The 21,511-nt window shown below is 63.9% G+C and carries 16 protein-coding genes; 9 read left to right on the plus strand and 7 right to left on the minus strand.

What is annotated here, in order from left to right; all coding sequences use genetic code 11:
• The first annotated feature begins 965 nt into the window (after positions 1-965).
• The 8 genes from DNK06_RS12470 to DNK06_RS12505 all read left to right on the plus strand — a co-directional run bounded on the left by DNK06_RS12470 (position 966) and on the right by DNK06_RS12505 (position 11,062).
• Positions 966-1,652, plus strand: coding sequence for a hydrolase (locus DNK06_RS12470; RefSeq protein WP_131180341.1), 687 nt, complete (start codon positions 966-968; stop codon positions 1,650-1,652).
• Between the two features lie 63 nt (positions 1,653-1,715).
• Positions 1,716-2,294 carry a putative antibiotic biosynthesis monooxygenase gene (locus DNK06_RS12475; protein WP_131180342.1) on the plus strand — a complete coding sequence of 193 codons (579 nt, stop codon included), beginning with the start codon at positions 1,716-1,718 and terminating at the stop codon, positions 2,292-2,294.
• Positions 2,291-4,273 (plus strand): amidohydrolase, encoded by a 1,983-nt coding sequence (locus DNK06_RS12480; RefSeq protein WP_131180343.1) that lies wholly within the window; start codon positions 2,291-2,293, stop codon positions 4,271-4,273. The genes DNK06_RS12475 and DNK06_RS12480 overlap by 4 nt, the downstream gene beginning before the upstream one ends.
• Before the next feature lies 1 nt (position 4,274).
• Positions 4,275-5,879 carry an MFS transporter gene (locus tag DNK06_RS12485; protein WP_131180344.1) on the plus strand — a complete coding sequence of 535 codons (1,605 nt, stop codon included), beginning with the start codon at positions 4,275-4,277 and terminating at the stop codon, positions 5,877-5,879.
• A 56-nt stretch (positions 5,880-5,935) separates the two neighbouring features.
• Positions 5,936-6,709, plus strand: a complete 774-nt coding sequence (locus tag DNK06_RS12490) for an alpha/beta fold hydrolase (protein ID WP_131180345.1) — start codon at positions 5,936-5,938, stop codon at positions 6,707-6,709.
• A 106-nt stretch (positions 6,710-6,815) separates the two neighbouring features.
• A complete protein-coding gene (locus DNK06_RS12495; RefSeq protein WP_242674659.1) occupies positions 6,816-9,755 on the plus strand; it encodes a sensor histidine kinase in 2,940 nt (979 codons plus the stop codon).
• Positions 9,752-10,393: a response regulator gene (locus tag DNK06_RS12500; protein WP_131180347.1), complete on the plus strand. Its 642-nt coding sequence runs from the start codon at positions 9,752-9,754 to the stop codon at positions 10,391-10,393. The genes DNK06_RS12495 and DNK06_RS12500 overlap by 4 nt, the downstream gene beginning before the upstream one ends.
• Before the next feature lie 87 nt (positions 10,394-10,480).
• Positions 10,481-11,062, plus strand: a complete 582-nt coding sequence (locus DNK06_RS12505; RefSeq protein WP_131180348.1) for a helix-turn-helix domain-containing protein — start codon at positions 10,481-10,483, stop codon at positions 11,060-11,062.
• A gap of 172 nt (positions 11,063-11,234) precedes the next feature.
• On the opposite strand, the gene DNK06_RS12510 is transcribed toward DNK06_RS12505, so the two are convergent.
• The 6 genes from DNK06_RS12510 to DNK06_RS12535 all read right to left on the minus strand — a co-directional run bounded on the left by DNK06_RS12510 (position 11,235) and on the right by DNK06_RS12535 (position 18,257).
• Positions 11,235-12,245 carry a TRAP transporter substrate-binding protein gene (locus tag DNK06_RS12510; RefSeq protein WP_131180349.1) on the minus strand — a complete coding sequence of 337 codons (1,011 nt, stop codon included), beginning with the start codon at positions 12,243-12,245 and terminating at the stop codon, positions 11,235-11,237.
• Positions 12,246-12,375: 130 nt separating this feature from the next.
• Complete coding sequence (locus DNK06_RS12515; RefSeq protein WP_131180350.1) at positions 12,376-13,191, minus strand: HpcH/HpaI aldolase/citrate lyase family protein; 816 nt, start codon at positions 13,189-13,191, stop codon at positions 12,376-12,378.
• A gap of 299 nt (positions 13,192-13,490) precedes the next feature.
• Complete coding sequence (locus DNK06_RS12520; RefSeq protein WP_131180351.1) at positions 13,491-14,693, minus strand: CaiB/BaiF CoA transferase family protein; 1,203 nt, start codon at positions 14,691-14,693, stop codon at positions 13,491-13,493.
• A gap of 82 nt (positions 14,694-14,775) precedes the next feature.
• On the minus strand, positions 14,776-16,125 hold the full coding sequence (locus DNK06_RS12525) for an MmgE/PrpD family protein (RefSeq protein ID WP_131180352.1): 1,350 nt from the start codon (positions 16,123-16,125) through the stop codon (positions 14,776-14,778).
• A gap of 10 nt (positions 16,126-16,135) precedes the next feature.
• Positions 16,136-17,299 carry an acyl-CoA dehydrogenase family protein gene (locus tag DNK06_RS12530; protein ID WP_131180353.1) on the minus strand — a complete coding sequence of 388 codons (1,164 nt, stop codon included), beginning with the start codon at positions 17,297-17,299 and terminating at the stop codon, positions 16,136-16,138.
• A 130-nt stretch (positions 17,300-17,429) separates the two neighbouring features.
• Positions 17,430-18,257 carry an HTD2 family dehydratase gene (locus DNK06_RS12535; protein ID WP_131180354.1) on the minus strand — a complete coding sequence of 276 codons (828 nt, stop codon included), beginning with the start codon at positions 18,255-18,257 and terminating at the stop codon, positions 17,430-17,432.
• Between the two features lie 272 nt (positions 18,258-18,529).
• Here DNK06_RS12535 and DNK06_RS12540 point away from each other — a divergent pair, with 272 nt between their 5' ends.
• Positions 18,530-19,417, plus strand: coding sequence for a LysR substrate-binding domain-containing protein (locus DNK06_RS12540; RefSeq protein ID WP_131180355.1), 888 nt, complete (start codon positions 18,530-18,532; stop codon positions 19,415-19,417).
• Positions 19,418-19,592: 175 nt separating this feature from the next.
• Here DNK06_RS12540 and DNK06_RS12545 read toward each other — a convergent pair whose 3' ends face one another.
• Positions 19,593-21,152: a sigma-54-dependent transcriptional regulator gene (locus tag DNK06_RS12545; RefSeq protein ID WP_131180356.1), complete on the minus strand. Its 1,560-nt coding sequence runs from the start codon at positions 21,150-21,152 to the stop codon at positions 19,593-19,595.
• Positions 21,153-21,511: the final 359 nt, after the last annotated feature.

The raw sequence follows: 21,511 nt of genomic DNA on the forward strand, positions 1-21,511 counted from the left end.
GCGCAATCTACGTTGCAAGCTCAAGGCTTAAGGGTGGACACGGCTTGCAGCTCCTCCCCCGATGATCAGTCGGGAACCATAACCTCACTGAAAGGCTGTAGTCGAGATACAAGGGTGGACGACGCTTCACCTGCGCGGCCCGATCCGTCCACCAACCTTGCGATCGCAATGGTGGATGAAAAGAGCGTCAGCTACGCGCCCCGATCCACCCTACGTCTGCTATCGCCTTTCTTACCAGAACGTAGCCTGGATTAGCCGCAGGCGTAATCCGGGGCCGAAGGCCGTGATCCATGGTTCAACGCGAGTCACCGACCGGCTGCTTTCGCCTTTTTGCTGTCATTGCTCGAGAGATCGTGAACAGGTTCTTAGATGACGATACGCAAGCGAAACAGCCGCTCACATTGTGCTGGCGTCAGCGCCTGGCCCCAGAACAGCGAAGTGAGCAGCACACCCTCTGCCGATGGCGACTGCAAAGCTGTTCCAGTGAACTAACACGCAGCAACTCCATCGGCGCCTGCTCCAGCTCCGACGGGCATTCATGACCGAAAGCCCCCAGTAGAACCCTACGCCTCATCGCCGCCCCTTCACACCTAGGGTACCGTCAGGCGACACAGTGGTTTCGAGCATTATCGTCTTCTCCCAATGCTGCTTGATACGCCCCGGCGTGCGCCTCGTGGAAGGCGTCGCGCAGTGAGCACTTGCCACGGTGGGCGCGGGGCGATCCGCCTGCAATGCCGAACCACAGCACGTTGGCTCCTACAGGATGCTGCCCGAACCATTCCACCAGCGTCAGGCCGGTGCTCCGGGAAGCCCCGCGCCGACGATCGCAGGGCTGTTCCAGAATCGCAGTCCCATCCAATGCCGATCGTCGGCGCTCTGCGATAGTCCTTGTGCATGTTCCGCCGAGCATCGCAGGCGCGGATCCGGCCATCGCAGCATCTCCCGTAACCTGATAGGTAACCGACATGAGCAATCCAAAAACCGAAGTCCTGACACCACAAAACAGCCAGGTGATCTTCATCGATCAACAACCGCAGATGGCCTTCGGCGTACAGAGCATCGACCGGCAGACCCTGAAGAACAACACCGTGGGTCTGGCCAAGGCAGCCAGGATCTTCAACGTCCCGACCACCATCACCACGGTGGAAACCGAAAGTTTCTCCGGCCATACCTACCCCGAACTGCTCGCCGTATTCCCCGACGCCCCACTGCTCGAGCGCACCTCGATGAACTCCTGGGACGACCAGAAGGTACGCGACGCGCTGAAGAAGAACGGCCGCAACAAGATCATCGTCTCCGGTCTGTGGACCGAGGTGTGCAACACCACCTTCGCCCTCTCTGCCATGCACGACGCCGGCTACGAGATCTACATGGTCGCCGATGCCTCCGGCGGCACTTCGCAGGCCGCCCATGACTACTCCATGCAGCGCATGATCCAGGCCGGCGTAGTGCCGGTGACCTGGCAACAGGTGCTGCTGGAATGGCAACGAGACTGGAAGAACCGCGACACCTATGACGCCGTCATGGCCCTGGTCAAGGAACATTCCGGCGCCTATGGCATGGGCGTCGACTACGCCTACACCATGGTGCACAAGGCACCGGAGCGTGTAGAGCACGGCCCGACCCTGGCGCCGGTCGCCGCGCCGATCTGAGCAGTCGCCAGCCTCCATGCCGTGGGGGCTGGCCCCGATCCGCATACACGCGAACACAGCCGAATGAATCAGACATCCGCCGATACCGTCACCCTGGTGGTACGCCACCAGGTGCGCCAGCATCATGAGCAACACTACGAGACCTGGCTGCGGCAGATCATCGACACCGCCAGCCGCTGCCCTGGTCACCTGGGCGTCGATGTGGTGCGCGGACGCCAGGCTGGCTTCGTGAACTTCACCTGCGTGCTGCGTTTCGACCAGTTGCAACACATGCAGAGCTGGCTTGATTCCGAAGCGAGAACCCAACTGGTCGCCGAAGTACAACCCCTGCTGCGAGCTGGCGATAACACCGAAATCCTGTTGGGCAAGGACTTCTGGTTCAGGCCTGACAACGCTCAGCAACCACCCCCACGTTGGAAGCAGGCCTGCGTGACCTTCCTGGTCATCCTGCCACTGAGCCTGCTCGTGCCGTTGCTCTGGCAGCCCCTGTTTCAACGTATTCCCTGGCTTGGCGGCTATGTGCCGAGCAACCTGCTGATCACCCTGAGCATCGTCCTGCTCGTGGTGTACCTGTTCATGCCCATGGCCACGCGCTTGTTCGCTGCCTGGCTGAACCCAACCCCCGATGAGGATCGACCATGAGCCAGGATCCCTCCGACCCGAAACGCCGTCATTTTCTCGCCACCGGCAGCGCACTCGGCGCCGCGGGTGCGCTGTGGTCCGCCATGCCCTTTGCCGCTTTCGCCGGCACGTCTTCCGCAACTATCCAAGGAGGCAACATGAGTGCCGATCTCATCCTGTTCAACGGCCGCCTGCATACGGTCGATCAGGAAAAGCCACACGCCAGCGCCGTGGCCATCAAGGATGGTCGCTTCGTCGCCGTGGGCAGCGATGCCGAAGCCATGGCCCTGCGCGGTGACGCCACCCGTGTGGTCGATCTGCAAAAGCGTACCGTGATTCCCGGCCTCAACGACTCGCACCTGCACCTGATCCGCGGTGGCCTCAACTACAACCTGGAACTGCGCTGGGAGGGCGTGCCGTCGCTGGCCGACGCTCTGCGCATGCTCAAGGAACAGGCGGATCGCACACCGACGCCACAATGGGTGCGCGTGGTCGGTGGCTGGACTGAATTCCAGTTCGCCGAAAAGCGCCTGCCCACGCTGGATGAGTTGAACAAGGCGGCGCCGGACACCCCGGTGTTCGTCCTCCACCTGTACGACCGCGCCCTGCTCAACCGCGCCGCGCTACGCGCCGTGGGCTACGACAAGAACACGCCGAACCCGCCCGGTGGCGAAATCCAGCGCGATGCCAGCGGCCAACCCACCGGCATGCTGATCGCCCGGCCCAACGCACTGATCCTCTACGCCACCCTGGCCAAGGGGCCGAAGCTGCCGCTGGAATACCAGGTCAACTCCACCCGCCAGTTCATGCGCGAACTCAACCGCCTGGGCGTGACCAGCGCCATCGACGCCGGCGGCGGCTACCAGAACTACCCGGACGACTACCAGGTGATTCAGGAGCTGGCCGACAAGGATCAGCTCACCGTGCGCATCGCCTACAACCTGTTCACCCAGAAGCCCAAGGAAGAGCTGACCGACTTCAAGAACTGGACCGGCAGCGTCAAGCTGCACCAGGGCGACGATTTCCTGCGTCACAACGGCGCTGGCGAGATGCTGGTGTTCTCCGCCGCCGACTTCGAGGACTTCCTCGAACCACGCCCGGATCTGGCCCCAAGCATGGAAGACGAGCTGGAGCCGGTGGTGCGCCACCTGGTCGAGCAGCGCTGGCCGTTCCGCCTGCACGCCACCTATGACGAGTCCATCTCGCGCATGCTCGACGTGTTCGAGAAGGTCGACCGCGACATACCCTTCAACGGCCTGCCGTGGCTGTTCGACCACGCCGAAACCATCAGCCCGCGCAACATCGAGCGGGTGCGTGCGCTCGGCGGTGGCATCGCCATCCAGCACCGCATGGCCTTCCAGGGCGAGTATTTCATCGACCGCTACGGCGCCAAGGCCGCCGAGGCCACGCCGCCGATCCAGCGCATGCTGGCCGAAGGCGTGCCGGTCGGCGCCGGCACCGACGCCACCCGCGTGGCCAGCTACAACCCCTGGACAGCGCTGTACTGGCTGGTCAGCGGCAAGACCGTCGGCGGCACCACGCTCTACCCGCAGGGCCTGCCACGTTCCACCGCCTTGCAACTGTTTACCCACGGCAGCGCCTGGTTCTCCAGCGAGCAAGGCAAGAAAGGCCAGATCCGCGTTGGCCAGCTCGCCGACCTGGTAGCGCTGTCGGCGGACTTCTTCAGCGTCGAGGAAGAGCAGATCAAATGGCTGGAATCGGTACTCACCGTGGTCGGCGGCAAGGTGGTGCATGCCACATCCGAGTTCGACAAACTCGCTCCGCCAACCCTGCCGGTGATGCCGGACTGGTCGCCGGTGGCCCTCGTGCCCGGCCACTGGAGCCCCAGTGCCGCACCGCTGACCGCCAGCATCCACCAGTGCGTCGGCGCCTGCGCCGTGCACGCGCACCAGCACGACCGCGCGCGCCGCAGCAGCGTACCGGTAAGCGATCACCAAGGCTTCTGGGGCGCCTTCGGCTGCTCCTGCTTTGCCTTCTGACATGGCCAACGAAAAAGCTTCGCCCTGGGGCGCGCTCAACCACAGCACGTTCCGCTGGCTATGGCTGGCCAGCATCGCCTCGAACATCGGCACCTGGATGCACGAGGTGGGTGCCGGCTGGCTGATGACCAGCCTGTCGAGCAACCCCATGCATGTGGCACTGGTACAGGTAGCCGGTTCCGCGCCGATGTTCCTTCTCGCTCTGCCGGCCGGGGCCATGGCCGACATCATCGACAAACGCCGTTACCTGCTCGGCGTACAGATGTGGATGGCCGCCGTGGCAACCCTGCTCGCCACTCTGACCCTGCTCGGGCTGACCACGATCGGGTTGTTGCTGGGCATGACCCTGGCCATGGGCGTCGGCACGGCGCTGATGATGCCGGCCTGGTCGGCCTTGACCCCGGAGCTGGTGAACAAGCGCGACCTGCCCTCGGCCATCGCCCTGTCGAGCCTGGGCATCAACGTCGCACGCGCCCTCGGCCCGGCCATCGCCGGGGTGCTGGTCAGCCTGAGCGGCCCGTGGGCGACCTTCGCCCTCAACGCCCTGTCGTTCTCCGCGGTGATGGTGGTGCTGCTGACCTGGAAGCGCGAGCGCCAGGTCGCTACCTTCCCGGCCGAACGCCTGCTCGGCGCCATCCGCGCCGGCTGGCGCTACAGCCGCGCCTCACGTCCTTTGCAGGCAGTGCTGGTGCGCGCCGCGGCATTCTTCGTCGGCGCCAGCGCCGGTATGTCGCTACTGCCACTGATCGTGCGTGGCGAGCTGCAAGGCAGCGCCAGCGACTTCGGCCTGATGCTCGGCAGCGTCGGCGTCGGCGCGGTGCTCGGCGCTACCCTGTTGCCCCGCCTGCGTGAGCACATCAGCAGTGACCGCCTGGTGCTGCTGGCCAGCCTGCTCTACGCCCTGGTGCTGCTGGCGCTGGCCGGTTTACGCCACTTCGCCGTATTGCTGCCGGTGATGCTGCTCAGTGGCGCGGCCTGGATCGCCGTGCTCTCCAGCCTGCAGATCGCCGCGCAGACCTCGGTGCCGGACTGGGTGCGCGCCCGTGCGCTTTCCGTCTATATCCTGGTGTTCTTCGGCAGCATGGCCGCCGGGGGCGCGCTCTGGGGTTTCGTTGCCAGCCATACCTCGATCCCCGTCGCCCTGCTCGCCGCTGCCGGCTGCCTGGTGCTGGGCCTGCTGTTGACGTCACGCTTCCCGCTGCCGGTTACCGAAGCTGAAGACCTTGCGCCGTCGCTGCACTGGCCGGCGCCGATCCTGGCCGACGAGGCCGACCGTGAGCGCGGCCCGGTGATGGTCACGCTGCAATACGACATTGCGCCGGAACAGGCCGCCGCCTTCCGCCAGGCGATGAACGAAGTGGCGCGCATGCGTAGACGCAACGGCGCGTTTTCCTGGGGGCTGGTGCAAAGCAGCGAGAACCCGCGGCACTGGCAGGAATTCTTCTTCGACGAGTCCTGGCTCGAGCACCTGCGCCACCACGGCCGGGTGACGCGCGCCGAACAACGCATCGAGGCCGCCGCCAGGCGTTTCCAGAACCCTGACATAGCGGTACGCATCGAGCATTTCCTGATGCCCGCGAAAGACGTTCCACTGCAGGCGGAGTAGTTACCCACCTGGTCCTGAGAACGACCACGACCAACGCACGACACGCGGGCCTGCGCATGAATCGACACGCTCTATTCATCCACGGTACCTGGCTCACTCCCTCGATCTGGGAGCCGTTCCAGCGTCGTTTCAGTGCCTGCGGTTATTCTTGCAGCGCGCCGCCCTGGCCGCTGCTCGCCAACAAGATGGAGATCCCGCACGAACAACTCGCCAGGCAGATGACGCAACTGAGCATCAGCACCCTCCTTGCCCACTACGAAGAGCACATCCGCAGCCTCGACCAACCGCCGCTGCTGATCGGCCACGACCTCGGCGGCCTGCTGGTGCAACAACTGCTCGATCGCGGCCTGGGCCTGGCCGGTATTGCCATCGACCCCATGCCGCCACGCGCGGGGCTGCTGGGCGTGTGCAGCACCTGGCCATGGCTGCTGCAATGGGCCACTTGGCGTAAGGTGCTATACATGACACCGCAGTATTTCGCGCGCAATATGGCGCAAACCCTGACGCCGGCAGAGCAATGCGCCGCCTACGCGCGACACATCGTACCGGCGCCAGGGCGAGTGTTCTTCGACACGGCGCTGGGTATTGGCAACCGGGTCGATTTTGCCAATTCAAGTCGCGCGCCTCTGCTGCTGATCGCCGGGGGCAGTTCCCGAACCATCCGCGCCGACATAGTCGCCGCCATTTATCGCCGCCATCGCCGTTCGACGGCCGTCACCAGCTTCAAACAGTTCTCCGGCTACAGCCACTGGCTGATCGCCGAACCTGGTTGGGAGAGAATTGCTGACTACAGCATCGAATGGGCACAGAACCAACTTGGACGCTTCTAGACAATCGCACGCCCTACAGGCCCGCCTCTGCCTTGTAATGGGCCTTCTTTGCCTGCTGCTTTTCAGTGCCCCGGCACAAGCCGACAGAAGCGCACTGGAACAGCAGTTGGAACATCGCCGCTGGACTCTCAACGACGACAGCCCCAGCCAGATCGGTGCACTGGCCAAAACCCATGACGGTTATCTGTGGCTGGGCACCCACGACTCCCTCTACCGTTTCGACGGTTTCAACTTCACCAGCTATCGCACGCCGGATGGCCATAATCTGGGCATCGTCTCCAGCCTGCTGGCCGGCGATGCCGGACTGTGGGTGGGGCTGCGCAATGGCGGCGTACGCCTGATCGCCTCGCAGGAAGAGCAACCGCTCGCATTCGATCTGGCCCGCGGCGTGATCTATGCCCTGGCGCAAACGTCGGACGGTCGAGTGTGGGCGGCGGCCAACGACGGCCTGATGCGCTTCGACGGCAAACACTGGGAACACCTGACCAGCGATAGCGGCTTTCTCGGCAAGAACGCCTATAGCCTGTTCGTCGATAACGGCGACAGGCTCTGGGTCGCCGACGAACAGCGCCTCTACTATCTGGAGCCCGGCACGCAGGTACTGCGCGACAGCGGCATTCACAGCAATCGCACCCGGCAGATGGCCCAGGCCCCCGATGGAGCCCTGTGGCTGATCGAGCGCGACCGCGAGACGTTGCTCCGGGTCGAGACGGATAAACCCCAGCCGCAGGCGACTCGTATCGCCGTCGGCGAGGTGGTCAACGCCATGCTCTTCGATCTCCATGGCTGTCTGTGGCTGAGCACGGCTGGCGGCGGCCTAATGCATGTGGCCAGGCCCAACGACCATGACGCCAGGGGGTTTACGTTCAGCGAGCGGTTTTCCTCGCGCGACGGGCTCAGTTCCGACGTCGCCTGGCCCCTGCTCGAAGACGACGAAGGCAGCCTCTGGATCGGCACGCAGAAGGGCCTCGATCGCCTGCGCGAACGCCCGCTGCAGCCCGCAGGTTTTCCCGCCAACGCGCACAACCTGGCACTGGCCGCTGACGACGACGGCAACCTCTGGGCCGCAAGCAGCAACCTGCCGGTCATGCGTATGGACGGCGACAACCTGCATTATCTGTCTTTGCAAACGCCGATCAACGCGATCAGCAAAGCCCCGACAGGCTCGGTCTGGCTGGCCGGCCCCGAAGGTATCTGGCGTAGCGCTGGCGACCAGTTGCAGAAGGTCTCCGCCCTACCCATCGAGCACGACCTGGACTCATCGGTACGCACTCTTCTGGTCGATCGCGAGGAGACGCTCTGGCTATCGCTGAACCGCCAGGGCCTGTACGTTCTGCGTCAGAACCAATGGCAACGACTGCCAGCACCCACCGACAAACCATCCCAACAGATGCCGGTGAGCTCCGCCCTAGCGCCTGACGGTCGACGCTGGTTCGGCTATCGCGACAACCTGATCGTCAGCCATGATGATCAGGGCGAGCGCCACTGGGGCAACACCGATGGCCTGGATATCGGCCATGTGACGGCCATGGCCCATCTGGCGGATCACAGTTGGTTCGGTGGCCAACTGGGCCTGGCACGTTTCGATGGCAGACGCTTCCAGACCCTGCCACTGACCAGTAACGGCCTGTTCGACAACATCTACGCCATCATTGCCGTTAAAGGCGAGCACGGCGAAGACCTCTGGCTGCAGAGCAAGGGAGGCGTCTTTCAGTTGCCGGCCGAAGAAATCGAACGCGCTCTGAACGACCCTCGACACTACATCCGCTATCGAACCTACGACCTGCAAGGTGGGCTGGCCAATGACCCGCAGCAGGTGCTCGCCCTGCCGACTGCCGTGCGCACCACCCAGGGCCGACTGTGGTTCGTGACCCGCAATGGCGTGCTCGGCTTGAACCCGGATCGGGTGGAGCAGAACACCCCTCCCCCCAAGGTGCGGATCGAGTCGATGATCGTCGACGGCGAAACGATCCCGCTGAAAACCTCTCCGACATTGCGAGCCAACAGTCAGCGCCTGGTCATCGGCTATGGCGCCTTGAGCCTGTCCGCTCCCGAAGGCCTGCACTTTCTCTACCGCCTCGATGGCTTCGATAGCGACTGGCATTCCGCCGGGCGACAGCGTGCGGCGATCTATACCGGCTTACCCGCCGGCACCTATCGCTTTCGCGTACGCGCGCTCAACCAGGATGGAATACCTAGCGAGCAGGATGCCGAATTGAGTTTCAGCATCGACCAGGTGTTCTACCGCCATCCCCTTTTCATCCTGGCCTTGGCCCTGGCCGTGCTGGTTACCCTGCATCTGCTCTACCGCAGCAATATGCAGCGGACAGCCGAACGCCTGCGCACGCGCCTGGAAGAGCGCCACGACGAGCGCGAACGCATCGCCCGCGAACTGCACGACACACTGCTGCAAGGAGTACAGGGATTGGTTCTGCATGTGCAGGCCGCAGCAGATAGCCTGCCTGTCGAGCAACCGGCGCGGCGCAAGCTGGAAAACGCCCTGGATCGTGCCGACCAGGTGATCGCCGAAGGCCGCGAACGGGTACGCAATCTGCGTCACGCCCAAGACGCTTCGGCCGACCTGCCGCAGACCCTGCGCGAGTTCGAACACCTGCACGAACACCCCGGCACCCGCTACCAGGTAGAGATCGAAGGCGCGCCCTGCGCATTGCACCCGGTGGTGCATGACGAACTCTGCCAACTCGCCCGTGAAGCCGTCAGCAATGCCTTTCGCCACGCCATGGCCAGTGCCGTGCGCGTACAGCTGGACTACAACCCTCGTCAATTCTCGTTGCGAGTCAGCGATGATGGTCGCGGTATGCTTGCCGAGTACCTGCAAGGTGCAGCACCCGTCGACCATTGGGGCCTGAAGGGTATGTACGAACGCGCCGCCAAGATCGGCGGCACATTGAACATTAACAGTGCCCCTGGGCGTGGCTGCCAGGTGCAGTTGACCCTGGCCGGGCCATTGGCCTACCGCCAGCCACACCCTCGCGCTCGGCACTGGCTACACTGGATACGCTTGATCAGGAACTCGCTCCCATGACAACCGCCAACCCCATCCGCGTCCTGGTCGCCGATGACCATCCGCTGCTACGCGAAGGCATCGCCGCAGTGCTCGCCGGGCAGGCGGACATCGACCTGGTCGGCGAAGCGGGCGATGGCCGGGAGGCGCTGGAATGCTTTCGCCGGCTGCGTCCGGACGTCACCCTGATGGATCTGCAGATGCCACGCATGAACGGCATCGAGAGCATCCTGGCGATTCGTGGCGAATGCCCGGATGCGCGCATCGCCATCCTCACCACCTACCGCGGCGACGTGCGCGCCCTGCACGCGATTCAGGCGGGCGCGCAGGCCTATCTGCTGAAAAGCAGCCTGCGCAAGGAACTGGTGGAGACCATCCGCACACTGGCCGCCGGCAAACGCCACATTCCCCCGGAAATCGCCGCCGATCTGGCCGAACATATCGGCCAGCAGTGCCTCAGCCCGCGCGAAGTGGAGGTATTGCAAGCCGTAGCCGTCGGTTACTCCAATCGCGATATCGCGCTGCAACTGCGCATCACCGAAGACACGGTCAAGGGCCATATGCGCGTGATCATGGACAAGCTCAGGGCCAACAATCGCACCCACGCCGTGGCCATCGCCGTGCAACGCGGGATCCTCGAAGTCGGAACCCCACTTTAGTGCTGTCACCCATCCCCTCCTTGTGAGCTGTGCGCCGCCAGTGGCACCGCGCATGCTTTGCATCCAGTCAGACAAGGAGGCTTCCAGATGGGCTCGCTCGGAGAATTTCGCGCAATCCCGCCCTGCCTGCATCAAGCCGGGCGAGACCCGCAGATGCTTGCACGGGTCGCCAAATTGCTCGGTGATGCCGCAACGGCGCTGCAGGAGGACACGCAAAGCGCTTACTTCTACCTCGACCAGGCCATGGAGCTGTTACGCCAGGCGAACAACTGCAGCGAGTGTGGTGCTCGCCATGCCGGAGGCGGTCTTACCCGCTGGCAGGCTCGCCGCCTGGATCAATACATCAGCCAGAAGCTCGCAGAGCCCATTCGCACCTGCGACCTGGCCGCCCAGCTCAGCCTGAGCAGCAGCCACTTTTCACATGTGTTCAAACAGAGCTTCGGCATCACGCCCCTGGCTTATGTCGCGCGCAAACGCATAGAGGCCGCCAGGGAGATGATGCTGGCTACCGAGGCGCCACTGACGCATATCGCCCATGCCCACGGTTTCTGCGACCAGTCGCACTTCACCCGCACCTTTCGCCGCGAAACGGGGCTGAGCCCGCTAATGTGGCGGCAGCGCTGCGCCCCGAGGACGCAGCCCGGCAATGACCATCAGGAAAGTATCTGATCAGCCCAGCATGGTCACATGGCCCGGATGACTGGCCACGCGCTCGATCCAGGCGCGGATGGCGGGGGAAGGTTTGGCCGGTGGATGAAGGTAATAGATGGGTGGGACATAGCCCAAAAAAAGGCCGCCTCCTGATGGAAGCGGCCTCCGATGCTGGCTAAACAACAATCGATCACTGCGCCTGGTTGGATGCCTCGGCGGCCTTGATCAGGTCAGCCCCGATATCGCCCTCGAATTTCTTCCATACCGGACGCATGGCTTCGCGCCACTGCTCGCGTTCCTCGGGGGTAAGTTCGATGATCTCGCTGGTACCAGCCTTGACGATGGCGGCACGGGCTTCGTTGTTGAGCGCGTCGGCCTGGCGGTTCACCTCGGCAGTGACCTCGACCATGACCTTGTCCAGTTCGCTGCGTACATCCTCGGGCAGACCGTTCCAGAACTTGGTATTGGTGATCACCATGTAATCGATCAGGCCGTGGTTGGATGCGGTGAAGAACGGCTGCACCTCATGCACCTTCTGGCTGAAGTAGTTCGACCAGGTGTTCTCGGTACCGTTGACCACCCCGGTCTGCAGGCCCTGATAGACCTCGGCGAAACTCATCTTGCGCGGCGCGGCACGCAGGGTCTTGAACTGCTCGTCGAGCACCGCGGAGGCCTGCACGCGGAACTTCAGTCCGCGAGCATCCTTCGGCTCACGCATCGCCTTGTTGGCCGACAGCTGCTTCAGACCGTTATGCCAGTACGCCAGGCCGGTGATGCCCTTGCCTTCCATGCTGGTGAGCAGGGCCTTGCCCTCGGCGCTGCCCTGGAAGCGGTCAACGGCTTCCATGTCGTCGAACAGGAACGGCAGGTCGAATATCTGCATCGATTTGGCGTAATGCTCGAACTTGGCCAGGGATGGAGCCAGCAACTGCACGTCGCCGAGCAGCAGGGCCTCCATTTCCTTGCCATCGCCGAACAGCGACGAGTTGGGGTACACCTCGACCCTGACCCGGCCCGGCAGGCGCTCCTCGGCCAGCTTCTTGAACAGCAGCGCGCCCTGCCCCTTGGGCGTGTGCTCGGCCACCACGTGGGCGAACTTGATGCTGATGGGAGCCGCCGGCTTGGCGTCGGCAGCCTGGGCCAGACCGGCTACGGAAACGGCTACAGCGCAGACCAGCGCTTTAAGGGAAAGCTTGAGCATGGTTGTACCTCATCTTGTTTTTGTTGATAGGTAGCTATTCGAGCTGCGTACTACTGTTTACAACGCGCGGCTCCCTCCGCGGAATTCACCATTGCGCATAGGCGCGTTCGGTATCTCCGAACGCAAGGCCTTAACCGGCACGCTCGACGATGCGCCTGGCACGGCCAACAACGGGCGCATCGACCATTTGCCCATCGACCACGAAAACACCGTCGCCGCCTTCGCCGGCCTGCAATACCCGACGCGCCCAGGCCAACTCTTCAGCAGAAGGCGCCAGGGCCTGATGCACCACGGCGACCTGGCTGGGATGAATGCACAGTAGCCCGCCGAAGCCCATATCGCGGGCGTCACGGCTGGCGCGGTCGAGACCGGCCTGATCCTGGATGGCGGGAAATACGCTATCCAGCGGCGCGGCCAGATTGGCCAGACGGCTGTGCAGCAGAACTGCGTAACGGGCCTGATCGAGAATACGCTCGGCTGCCGCCGTGCCGCTGTTCAGTCCCAGGTCGAGCCCCAGATCCAGTCCCCCGAACGACAGCCGCTCGACACCTGCCGCAGCGGCAATGTCTGACAGGTGATGCAGGCCGCGGGCACTTTCGATGATCGGCCATATGGGCTTGCCGGCGTCTGCGACCCGCGCCACCTGGGCGGCGCTTTCCACCTTGGGCAGCAGTACGCCGACAACGCCGGCATGGCGCTGACACAAGGCGATATCTTCAGCGTGCCCGGCATGCTCGGGCGAATTGATGCGTACCAGCAGCCGAGCCTGGGGATGGCCGCCGAGAAAGGCATCCAGGTTGGCCCGGGCCTCGACCTTGAGGCTTTCCTGCACGGCGTCCTCGAGGTCGACGATGACCGCGTCGGCACCGCTGGCCAGGGCCTTGGGAATACGCTCCGGCCGGGAGGCCGGGACGAACAGGGCGGAACGGACAATGGGTGTGCTCATAAAGACTGCTTCCTGGCCCCATGGGGTCAATGGGAAATAGGGTTGAAACTGTTCACGATGTACGACTGCAGAAAGGCGAAGCGGCCATTCGTGGACGACGCTTTATCCGTCCACCGCTCTCGCAATGGTGGACAAAAAGAGCGTTGTCCACCCTACACCCTGGACTGTGGGAGGTGCTTTAGCTCGTAGGATGGGTGAAACCCATCAATATACCGATGGGTTTCACCCATCCTACGTCCGTTCCCGGCCTTGCAATGGCCAACTCCAACTGTCCAGCCCGCAAAATCGTGGACAACGTGTCAGATCGCTCCGCTGGCTCTCAGGCCGGTGATCGCCGTACCGCTGTAGCCCAGCTCCGCCAACAACGCCTCGGTGTGCTCGCCCAATCCGGGTACGGCATCCATGCGTGGGCTGAAGGCGCTGTTGCTGCCTGGCGGCAGCAGTGCGGGCAGCGTGCCGGCCGGGCTGCCGACCTGGCGCCAGCGGTCGCGGGCCTTGAGCTGCGGATGAGCCCAGACACCAGCCATGTCATTGACGTGGGCGTTGGCGATCTGAGCCTGTTCGAGTCGCTCGATCACCTGCTCGGCGCTGAGCGCAGCGAAGGTTTCGACGATGATCGCGCGCAGCGCCTCGCGGTTGGCCGAGCGCTTGAAGTTGGCCGAGAAACGCTCATCGGTCGCCAGCTCCGGCTGCAACAGCACCAGCTCGCAGAAGGCCTGCCATTCGCGCTCGTTCTGCAGGCCGAGCATCACCGTGCCGCCGTCACCGGCGGGAAACGGGCCGTAGGGGTAGATGGTCGAGTGAGCGGCCCCGGCACGCGGCGGCGGCGTGGCACCGTCGTACGCGTAATACAGGGGATAGCCCATCCACTCGACCAGGCTCTCGAGCATGCTCACGTCGATGCGGCTGCCCAGGCCGGTCTTGCCGCGCAGCAACAACGCCGAGAGGATGCTGCTGTAGGCGTACATGCCGGCGGCGATATCGGCGATGGAGCACCCGGCCTTGGCCAGTTGATCGTCGTCTGCTCCGCCGGTGACCGACAGGAAACCGCCCTCGCTCTGGATCAGCAGGTCGTAGGCCTTTTTCTTCTCGTAGCTGCCGCCTTCGCCGTAGCCGGAAATGTCGCAGACGATCAGCTTGGGAAAACGCTCGTGCAGCGCCTCGAACGACAAGCCCATGCGCGCCGCCGCCCCCGGTGCCAGGTTCTGTACCAGCACGTCGGCCTTTTCCAGCAGGCTGTCGAGTACATCGCCGGCACCGTCCTGCTTGAGGTCGAGGGTCAGGCTTTCCTTGGAACGGTTGGTCCACACGAAGTGCGAAGCCAGGCCATTGACCCGCTCGTCATAGCCGCGCGCGAAGTCGCCGCTACCGGGGCGCTCGACCTTGATCACCCGAGCGCCCATGTCGGCAAGCTGGCGGGTGCAGAACGGCGCCGCAATGGCGTGTTCCAGGCTGACCACGGTGATGCCATCGAGCGGACGGGGTTGTTGTGCGTTGTTCATATCCAGATCCTTTCCGTAGGGTGGATCGCGCTTTATCGATCCACCGGAAAATGTCGGCGATGGCAGAAGTCCGCCCCTGCCGTCAGGCCAGGTTGCTCAGATCATCCGTCTCACGCAGGCGCCAGACCTTGGCGATCAGCTCACCCGCATCAAAGCTGCTGCGCTTGCCGGCGAATGCCAGCAGGCGACGGAATTTGTCTTCCAGTTCGACGCGGCTGAGCGTGTTGCCCGGATCGCCCTTGGGCTCGTCGATGGCGCCGTGCAAGGTGCGGCCATCGCGGGTGAGCACCTCGACCCGGCCCAGCCAGCGCGCCGGATAGGCGGCGTCCACCTCGGGATCGAGGCGCATGCTGACCTTGTCGCGGAACCTGGCGACGTCCTCATCGGTGAGCGACAGGTTCTCGAATTCGGTGAGCTGCGCCTTGCCATGCACGGCGATCAGGCCAAGCACGGTGCCCATGGAGAACTTGGCCTGGTGCACGGTCTGCGGCACCACTACACGGCCGAGCACATCGATGGCACCCTGGTGCACATGGGTGATCACTTGTGCGATGTCGCCATGGCACAGACCCTCGCGCTGCATCAGATCCAGCAGCGCATCGGCGGCCGGATGAGTGTGGCGACAGGAGGCGTGGAACTTGAACGAGGTTTCCACCAGCGCCCAGCGGCTGCCGAGGCGATCCGACAGTTTGCTCGGGTCGGCATCGCTGGACATGCCCGCAGCCATGCCCTGCTCGCCCTCCAGAATGTTCTGCGCGCCGGTCAGGCCCTGCTCGGTGAAGTACGCGGCCAGCAGGCCATCGGCGGCGGCCTTGGCGGTGTGCAACTGCTTGGAATCGGCGGCGTCGCGCAGGAACTCCCAGAGCCCGGCGGCCTGGGTACCGGCGTTGCCGAGCAGGTGGACGAACTGCTTCTGGTCGAAGTTCAGCAGCTTGCCCACCGCCACGGCTGCGGCCAGGGTGCCGACCGTGGCCGTGGTGTGGAAGATGCGGTAGTGGGAACGGCCAAGGAATTCACCGATGCGAATGCCCGCCTCGTAGCCGGCCACCGAAGCCAGTAACAGCTCACGGCCGGACTTGCCCAGATCCTGCGCTGCGGCCAGGGCCGCCGGGAATACCACGGTGGCCGGGTGCAGTACCGAGCTGTTGTGCAGGTCATCCTGCTCCACCAGATGGGAAGACGCGCCGTTGACCAGTGCCGCGAAGTACGCCGAGGTGCCACGGCCATTGACCAGGATACGTGCCGGGCCATCGGCCGGGCCCATCTTCTGCGCATAGGCTTCGAACAGCGGAATCGGCCGTGCACCTTCGCTGGCCAGGGCCGAGCCGAGCCAGTCGAGAAACAGGTCTTCGGTGCGATCCAGAACCTGGGCTGGAATCTGCTCGTAATCAAGGTCGGCGAGGAAACCCGCCAGGGCCTGGGTATGGCTCATTTCGGACTCCTCAGAAGCTGCGTGGCAGTTCGAGCAGGTGCTCGGCCACGTAAGACATGATCAGGTTGGTGGAGATCGGCGCCACCTGGTACAGGCGGGTCTCGCGGAACTTGCGCTCGACGTCGTATTCATTGGCGAAGCCAAAGCCGCCGTGGGTCTGCAGGCAGGCGTTGGCCGCGGCCCAGGAGGCTTCCGCCGCCAGGTATTTGGCCATGTTGGCGCTGGCCCCGGCGTTCTCGCCACGGTCATACTGCTCGCAGGCGCGCCAGCGCATCAGGTCGGCGGCCTCGACCTCGATATGCGCCTTGGCGATAGGGAACTGCACGCCCTGGTTCTGGCCGATAGGGCGACCGAACACTTCGCGGTCGCGGGCATAGGCGCTGGCTTTCTCGATGAACCAGCGGCCATCGCCGATGCACTCGGCGGCGATCAGGGTACGCTCGGCATTCAGGCCGTCGAGGATGTAGCGAAAGCCCTTGCCCTCTTCGCCGATCAGGCTGCTGGCAGGAATTTCCAGGTTGTCGAAGAACAGCTCGTTGGTCTCGTGGTTGACCATGTTGGCGATCGGCTGCACGGTCAGGCCGTTGCCGATGGCCTGGCGCAGGTCGACCAGGAAGATCGACATGCCGTCGACCTTCTTCGTCACCTCGGCCAGCGGCGTGGTGCGCGCCAGCAGGATCATCAGGTCGGAATGCTGGACGCGCGAGATCCACACCTTCTGCCCGTTGACCACGTACTTGTCGCCCTGGCGCACCGCCGTGGTCTTGATCCTGGTGGTATCGGTGCCGGTGGTCGGCTCGGTGACCGCCATCGACTGCAGGCGCAGCTCGCCGCTGGCCAGCTTCGGCAGGTAGTAGCTTTTCTGCTCATCGCTGCCGTTACGCAGCAGGGTGAACATGTTGTACATCTGCCCGTGGATGGTGCCGGAGTTGCCGCCGCAGCGGTTCACTTCCTCGAGGATCACCGAGGCTTCGGCCAGGCCCAGGCCGGAACCGCCGTACTCTTCCGGGATCATCGCAGAGAGCCAGCCGGCTTCGGTCAGCGCCTTGACGAAGGCTTCCGGAAAGCCTTTTTCCTCGTCGATCTTGCGCCAGTATTCGGCGGGGAATTCGGCGCACAGGCCACGCACGCCTTCGCGGATGAAATTCAGTTCTTCGCTCTGTTCCGGGGTCATCTTGATTTCCTCGATTGTTCTTGTTGCTTCAGCCGTAGGGTGGATCGGGGCGTGTAGCTGTCGCTTTTTACATCCACCAAAACGCCACCTGGTGGATCGGTAGAGCGTGATCCACCCTACTCGGCATCGGTCATTCGAATTCCACATCGGCCTGTTGGGCCATACCGGCGTCGTTACCGGCCCACAACTGCGCCTTGCCCGGCGCGGTTATCCGCCCGGCCACCTCGAAGGGCTGCGGCGCAATCAGCGGGCGCACGCCGCGATAGGCGAAGCGGCGCAGGCGGGTCTGCGGGTTGGCGCGGCAGAAGGCGCGCAGGTTGAGCGTGGCGATCAATGGGCCATGCACTACCAGACCGGCGTAGCCTTCGGTGCCGGTGACATAGGGCCAGTCGTAATGGATGCGGTGGCCATTGAAGGTCACCGCGGAATAGCGGAACAGCAGGGTCGGGCTGGGCACCACGGCCTCGCGCCAGTCGCCCGCCGGCAGTGCTTCGCCCCCTCCGCTCTTGGGCGGGCTGGGTTCGCGGTAGACGATATCCTGCTCTTCGCGGATGGCCAGTTCGCCGTCCTGCAGGTAGTCGTGCTGCACGGTGACGAACAGCAGTGCTCCGGTACGACCGTGCTTTTCTTCGATGTGCTTGATGGTCGACACGCGGGTAGCCTCGCCGCCCACCCGCAGCGCAGCGATGAACTCGACACGGCCGCCGGCCCACATACGGTTGCGGTTGTCCGCCGGTGGCAGGAAGCCGCCTCGCGCCGGGTGGCCGTCACCACCCAGAGCGCTTTCGGCGATGGGATCCTGAAAAAACGCCCAGTGCCACAGCGGCGGCAAGGCCTCGCCGTGGGCGGGAGTGTCTTCGCCCAGGGTCGCGGCGATGCGCTTGACCAGGTTGCGGCTCAGTTGATCATGGGATTCTTCGGTGCGGCCGATCCAGGCGGAAAAAGCAGAGTCGCTCATGGTGGGTTCCAGCTGTCTTGTTATGTGCTGCCAGCATGCAATTCGCTTATCGTTCTGTGAATTTGCATTTGCATAAGCCGGCGTTCGGTTATGCTGAACACCAAGTTTGTAGGAAGTAGTCTGTCGCGCAGCAAACATGACTCGCTGGATACGCGCTGCAGGAACAGCGGGGATGCCTGACCCTGCTGGCGATAGCGGTGGTGAAATCCAGGCTGGAGTCGCGACAAGAATTTGTATCGCCCGCAAGCGGGCTCCTACGGGGATTTTCCGCCATGCACTTCGATCTGCCGGATCTGCGCCTCTTCATCCATATCGCCGAATCGCCTAGCCTGACACAGGGCGCACGGCGTGCCTCGCTCTCGCCCGCTGCGGCCAGCGCGCGCATCAAGGCACTGGAAGGCCAGCTCGCCACCCGCCTGCTGTACCGCGACAGCCGTGGCGTGGAACTGACACCCTCCGGTCAGCGCCTGCTGCAGCACGCGCGGTTGATCATGCGTCAGGTCGACTATCTGAAAAGCGAGTTCACCGAATACGGCAGTGACTCGGCAGGGCATATCCGCATCTTCGCCAACACCACGGCAGTGACCGAATTCCTGCCCGAAGTGCTGGCCGGTTTCCTGGCCGGTCGCCCTGGCGTAACCGTGGATCTGCAGGAGCGCCTGAGTCGCGATATCGTGCGCGGCGTACTCGATGGCGGCGCGGATCTGGGCATCATCGCCGGCCCGGTAGAAGCCGCCGGCCTGCAGGTGCTGCACTTCAGCACCGACCGCCTGGTGCTGGTGGTGCCGGACAACCACCCCCTGGCGGGCCGCGACAAGGTCAGCCTGCGCGACACCCTGCAGTACCAGCACATCGGCCTGCACGACGGCAGTACCCTGCTGACCTTCCTGCGTGAACACGTGGAAACCCTCGGCGGCACCCTGTCGCTGCGCATCCAGATGTCCAGCTTCGAAGCCATTTGCCGCATGGTCGAAGCCAACGTCGGTATCGGCATCATCCCCGAGTCCGCCGCCAGCCGGCATCGCCGCACCATGAAACTGCATACCATCGAACTGAACGAACCCTGGGCGATACGCGAACGCAGCATGCTGGTACGCGACCTCGAAGCGTTGCCGGGCAGCGTGCGGGCGTTGATTGCGACCTTGTTGCCAGAAGCCTGAATAGCGGGTTTGGTTGGGAGTCGTAGATGTTTGGGAACACGATGATGCCGCTTTCTTGCGGCGGATTACGCCTTCGGCTAATACGCCCTACGGGTTTACGGATCACGCCTCACTGGGCACCCCAATTCATCCTTCACGGCCCAGTACGCAACGTCATGAGCTCGTTGAAATATAGCTACTGACCTTCCCGCCCGATCCCATGCTCGCGCAGCTTGTTGGCAATGGTGGTGTGGGACACGCCCAGGCGTTTGCCGAGCAGGCGACTGCTCGGGAACTCACCGTGCAAGCGCTCCAGCACGGCCTTCTCGAAGCGCCCGACGATAGCGTCCAGCCCGCCCTCCAGGGAGAAGTCGCCGAGCGGTTGGGCCGCCCCGTAGCCTGGCAGGCGAATATGCTCTGGCTTCACCACCCCGCCTTCGCACAGCGAAACCGCCTGGAACAGCGCGTTCTCCAACTGCCGCACATTGCCCGGCCAGTGGTAGCGACCGAGCTTTTCCAATGCTGTCGGCGCCAGGGTCGGCAAAGGGCAACCGATCTGCCGGCTGGCGCGGTCGAGAAAGTGCTCGACCAGTGGCTGCAGACCGTCCAGGCATTCGCGTAGCGGCGGAATATGCAGACTGAGCACGTTGAGGCGGTGGTACAGATCCTCGCGAAACTCACCGCGGGCACACAGCTCGGACAGGTCTACCTGGGTGGCGCAGGTTACCCGCACATCGAGGTAGACCTCTTCATCGCTGCCGACCCGGCGGAAGCAGCCATCCTGCAGGAAGCGCAGCAGCTTGGCCTGCAGGCGCGGGCTCATCTCGGCGACGGCATCGAGAAACAGCGTTCCGCCAGCAGTCAGCTCCAGCAAGCCGAGCTTGCCTTCGGGGCGGGCGCCTTCGAAGGCGCCGGGGCCATAGCCGAACAGCTCGGTTTCGGCCATGGACTCGGGCAACCCGGCACAGTTGAGCGCCATGAACGGCGACTGTCCCCGCGGGCTGGCCAGGTGGCAGGCGCGGGCCAGCAGTTCCTTGCCGGTACCGGTTTCGCCCTCGATCAACAGCGGCGCGTCCAGTGGTGCCATGCGCCGCGCCTCGCGTACCACCGCGGCCATCACTTTCGAGCTCTGGAAGATGCTGTCGAAGCCGCGCAGCTCCTGCTTGCGCACCTGGTAGATGCGCTCGCCGACACGATCGGCGCGGTGCAGGGTCAGCACCGCGCCAGCCATGGCCTCGCTTTCATCGTGTTCGGTTTGCAGCGGTGCGATATCGGCAAGGAACACATCGCCACACACCTTGACCCGCAGGCCATTGATACGCGACCTGTTGGCCCGCACCAGCTCCGGCAAATCGAAATCCTCGGTGTAATGCGACAGCGCGATACCCGGCACCTCGTCCACCCGCACACCGAGCAACTGCGCGGCGGCCCGGTTGGCGGCGACGATGCTGCCAGCCATATCGATGGACAACACCGGAAACTCCAGCGCACCAAGCAAGGCGTTGAGCTCCAGATGGCGGCGCTCGCTGGGCATCAGCCCCACGCGCTTGACGCCGAACACGCCGGTGATGGCTTCGAGCTTGGGGCGCAGAGCCTGGAATTGCAGATTGATCAGGTTGGGGCAATGCAGGTAGATGGCATTGCCCTGCTCGCCCCCGACTTCGCCACGGGCGACGTTGATACCGTAGTCGACCAGCAGTTCGAGAATGTCGCGCAGGATTCCAACACGGTTCTGGCAATGGATCTTGATACGCATGACGGCCGCTCTTGTTATTTTCGTCAAGGTTTCTTGCCAGTCTAGTGGATTCGACTGAGCCCACGACAATGCTTTGCGCGCGACGTAATCCTTTCTTTACGAAAACCTCGGCCATGGCGCTCGAACGGGTCGCGCATGCGCCTCGCGCAATCCTCAGCCTGCGCCATGCTGCACACCGTAGGGTGGGTCGGGCCGCGCAGGTTAGCGACGCCAGTCACAGGACGTGCTCCTGCAGCGGTCTTAACGCGTCGCGTAACCCACCAGTCGATATCCGACATCGTAACCATCACGGATGGAGCGCTGCGACAGATGCCTACCGCCGCCTCGAGACGAGCCGTAACGCGCCAGGGAGATTGCCA

It is taken from the genome of Phytopseudomonas daroniae (assembly GCF_004327285.1).
Taxonomy (GTDB): Bacteria; Pseudomonadota; Gammaproteobacteria; order Pseudomonadales; family Pseudomonadaceae; genus Aquipseudomonas; species Aquipseudomonas daroniae.

What these genes read in the sequence shown, in the direction of transcription:
- DNK06_RS12470 (WP_131180341.1), top strand. Translation starts at nt 966, where the DNA reads ATGAGCAATCCAAAAACCGAAGTCCTGACACCACAAAACAGCCAGGTG.
- DNK06_RS12475 (WP_131180342.1), top strand. Translation starts at nt 1,716, where the DNA reads ATGAATCAGACATCCGCCGATACCGTCACCCTGGTGGTACGCCACCAG.
- DNK06_RS12480 (WP_131180343.1), top strand. Translation starts at nt 2,291, where the DNA reads ATGAGCCAGGATCCCTCCGACCCGAAACGCCGTCATTTTCTCGCCACC.
- DNK06_RS12485 (WP_131180344.1), top strand. Translation starts at nt 4,275, where the DNA reads ATGGCCAACGAAAAAGCTTCGCCCTGGGGCGCGCTCAACCACAGCACG.
- DNK06_RS12490 (WP_131180345.1), top strand. Translation starts at nt 5,936, where the DNA reads ATGAATCGACACGCTCTATTCATCCACGGTACCTGGCTCACTCCCTCG.
- DNK06_RS12500 (WP_131180347.1), top strand. Translation starts at nt 9,752, where the DNA reads ATGACAACCGCCAACCCCATCCGCGTCCTGGTCGCCGATGACCATCCG.
- DNK06_RS12505 (WP_131180348.1), top strand. Translation starts at nt 10,481, where the DNA reads ATGGGCTCGCTCGGAGAATTTCGCGCAATCCCGCCCTGCCTGCATCAA.
- DNK06_RS12510 (WP_131180349.1), bottom strand. Translation starts at nt 12,245, where the DNA reads ATGCTCAAGCTTTCCCTTAAAGCGCTGGTCTGCGCTGTAGCCGTTTCC.
- DNK06_RS12515 (WP_131180350.1), bottom strand. Translation starts at nt 13,191, where the DNA reads ATGAGCACACCCATTGTCCGTTCCGCCCTGTTCGTCCCGGCCTCCCGG.
- DNK06_RS12520 (WP_131180351.1), bottom strand. Translation starts at nt 14,693, where the DNA reads ATGAACAACGCACAACAACCCCGTCCGCTCGATGGCATCACCGTGGTC.
- DNK06_RS12525 (WP_131180352.1), bottom strand. Translation starts at nt 16,125, where the DNA reads ATGAGCCATACCCAGGCCCTGGCGGGTTTCCTCGCCGACCTTGATTAC.
- DNK06_RS12530 (WP_131180353.1), bottom strand. Translation starts at nt 17,299, where the DNA reads ATGACCCCGGAACAGAGCGAAGAACTGAATTTCATCCGCGAAGGCGTG.
- DNK06_RS12535 (WP_131180354.1), bottom strand. Translation starts at nt 18,257, where the DNA reads ATGAGCGACTCTGCTTTTTCCGCCTGGATCGGCCGCACCGAAGAATCC.
- DNK06_RS12540 (WP_131180355.1), top strand. Translation starts at nt 18,530, where the DNA reads ATGCACTTCGATCTGCCGGATCTGCGCCTCTTCATCCATATCGCCGAA.
- DNK06_RS12545 (WP_131180356.1), bottom strand. Translation starts at nt 21,152, where the DNA reads ATGCGTATCAAGATCCATTGCCAGAACCGTGTTGGAATCCTGCGCGAC.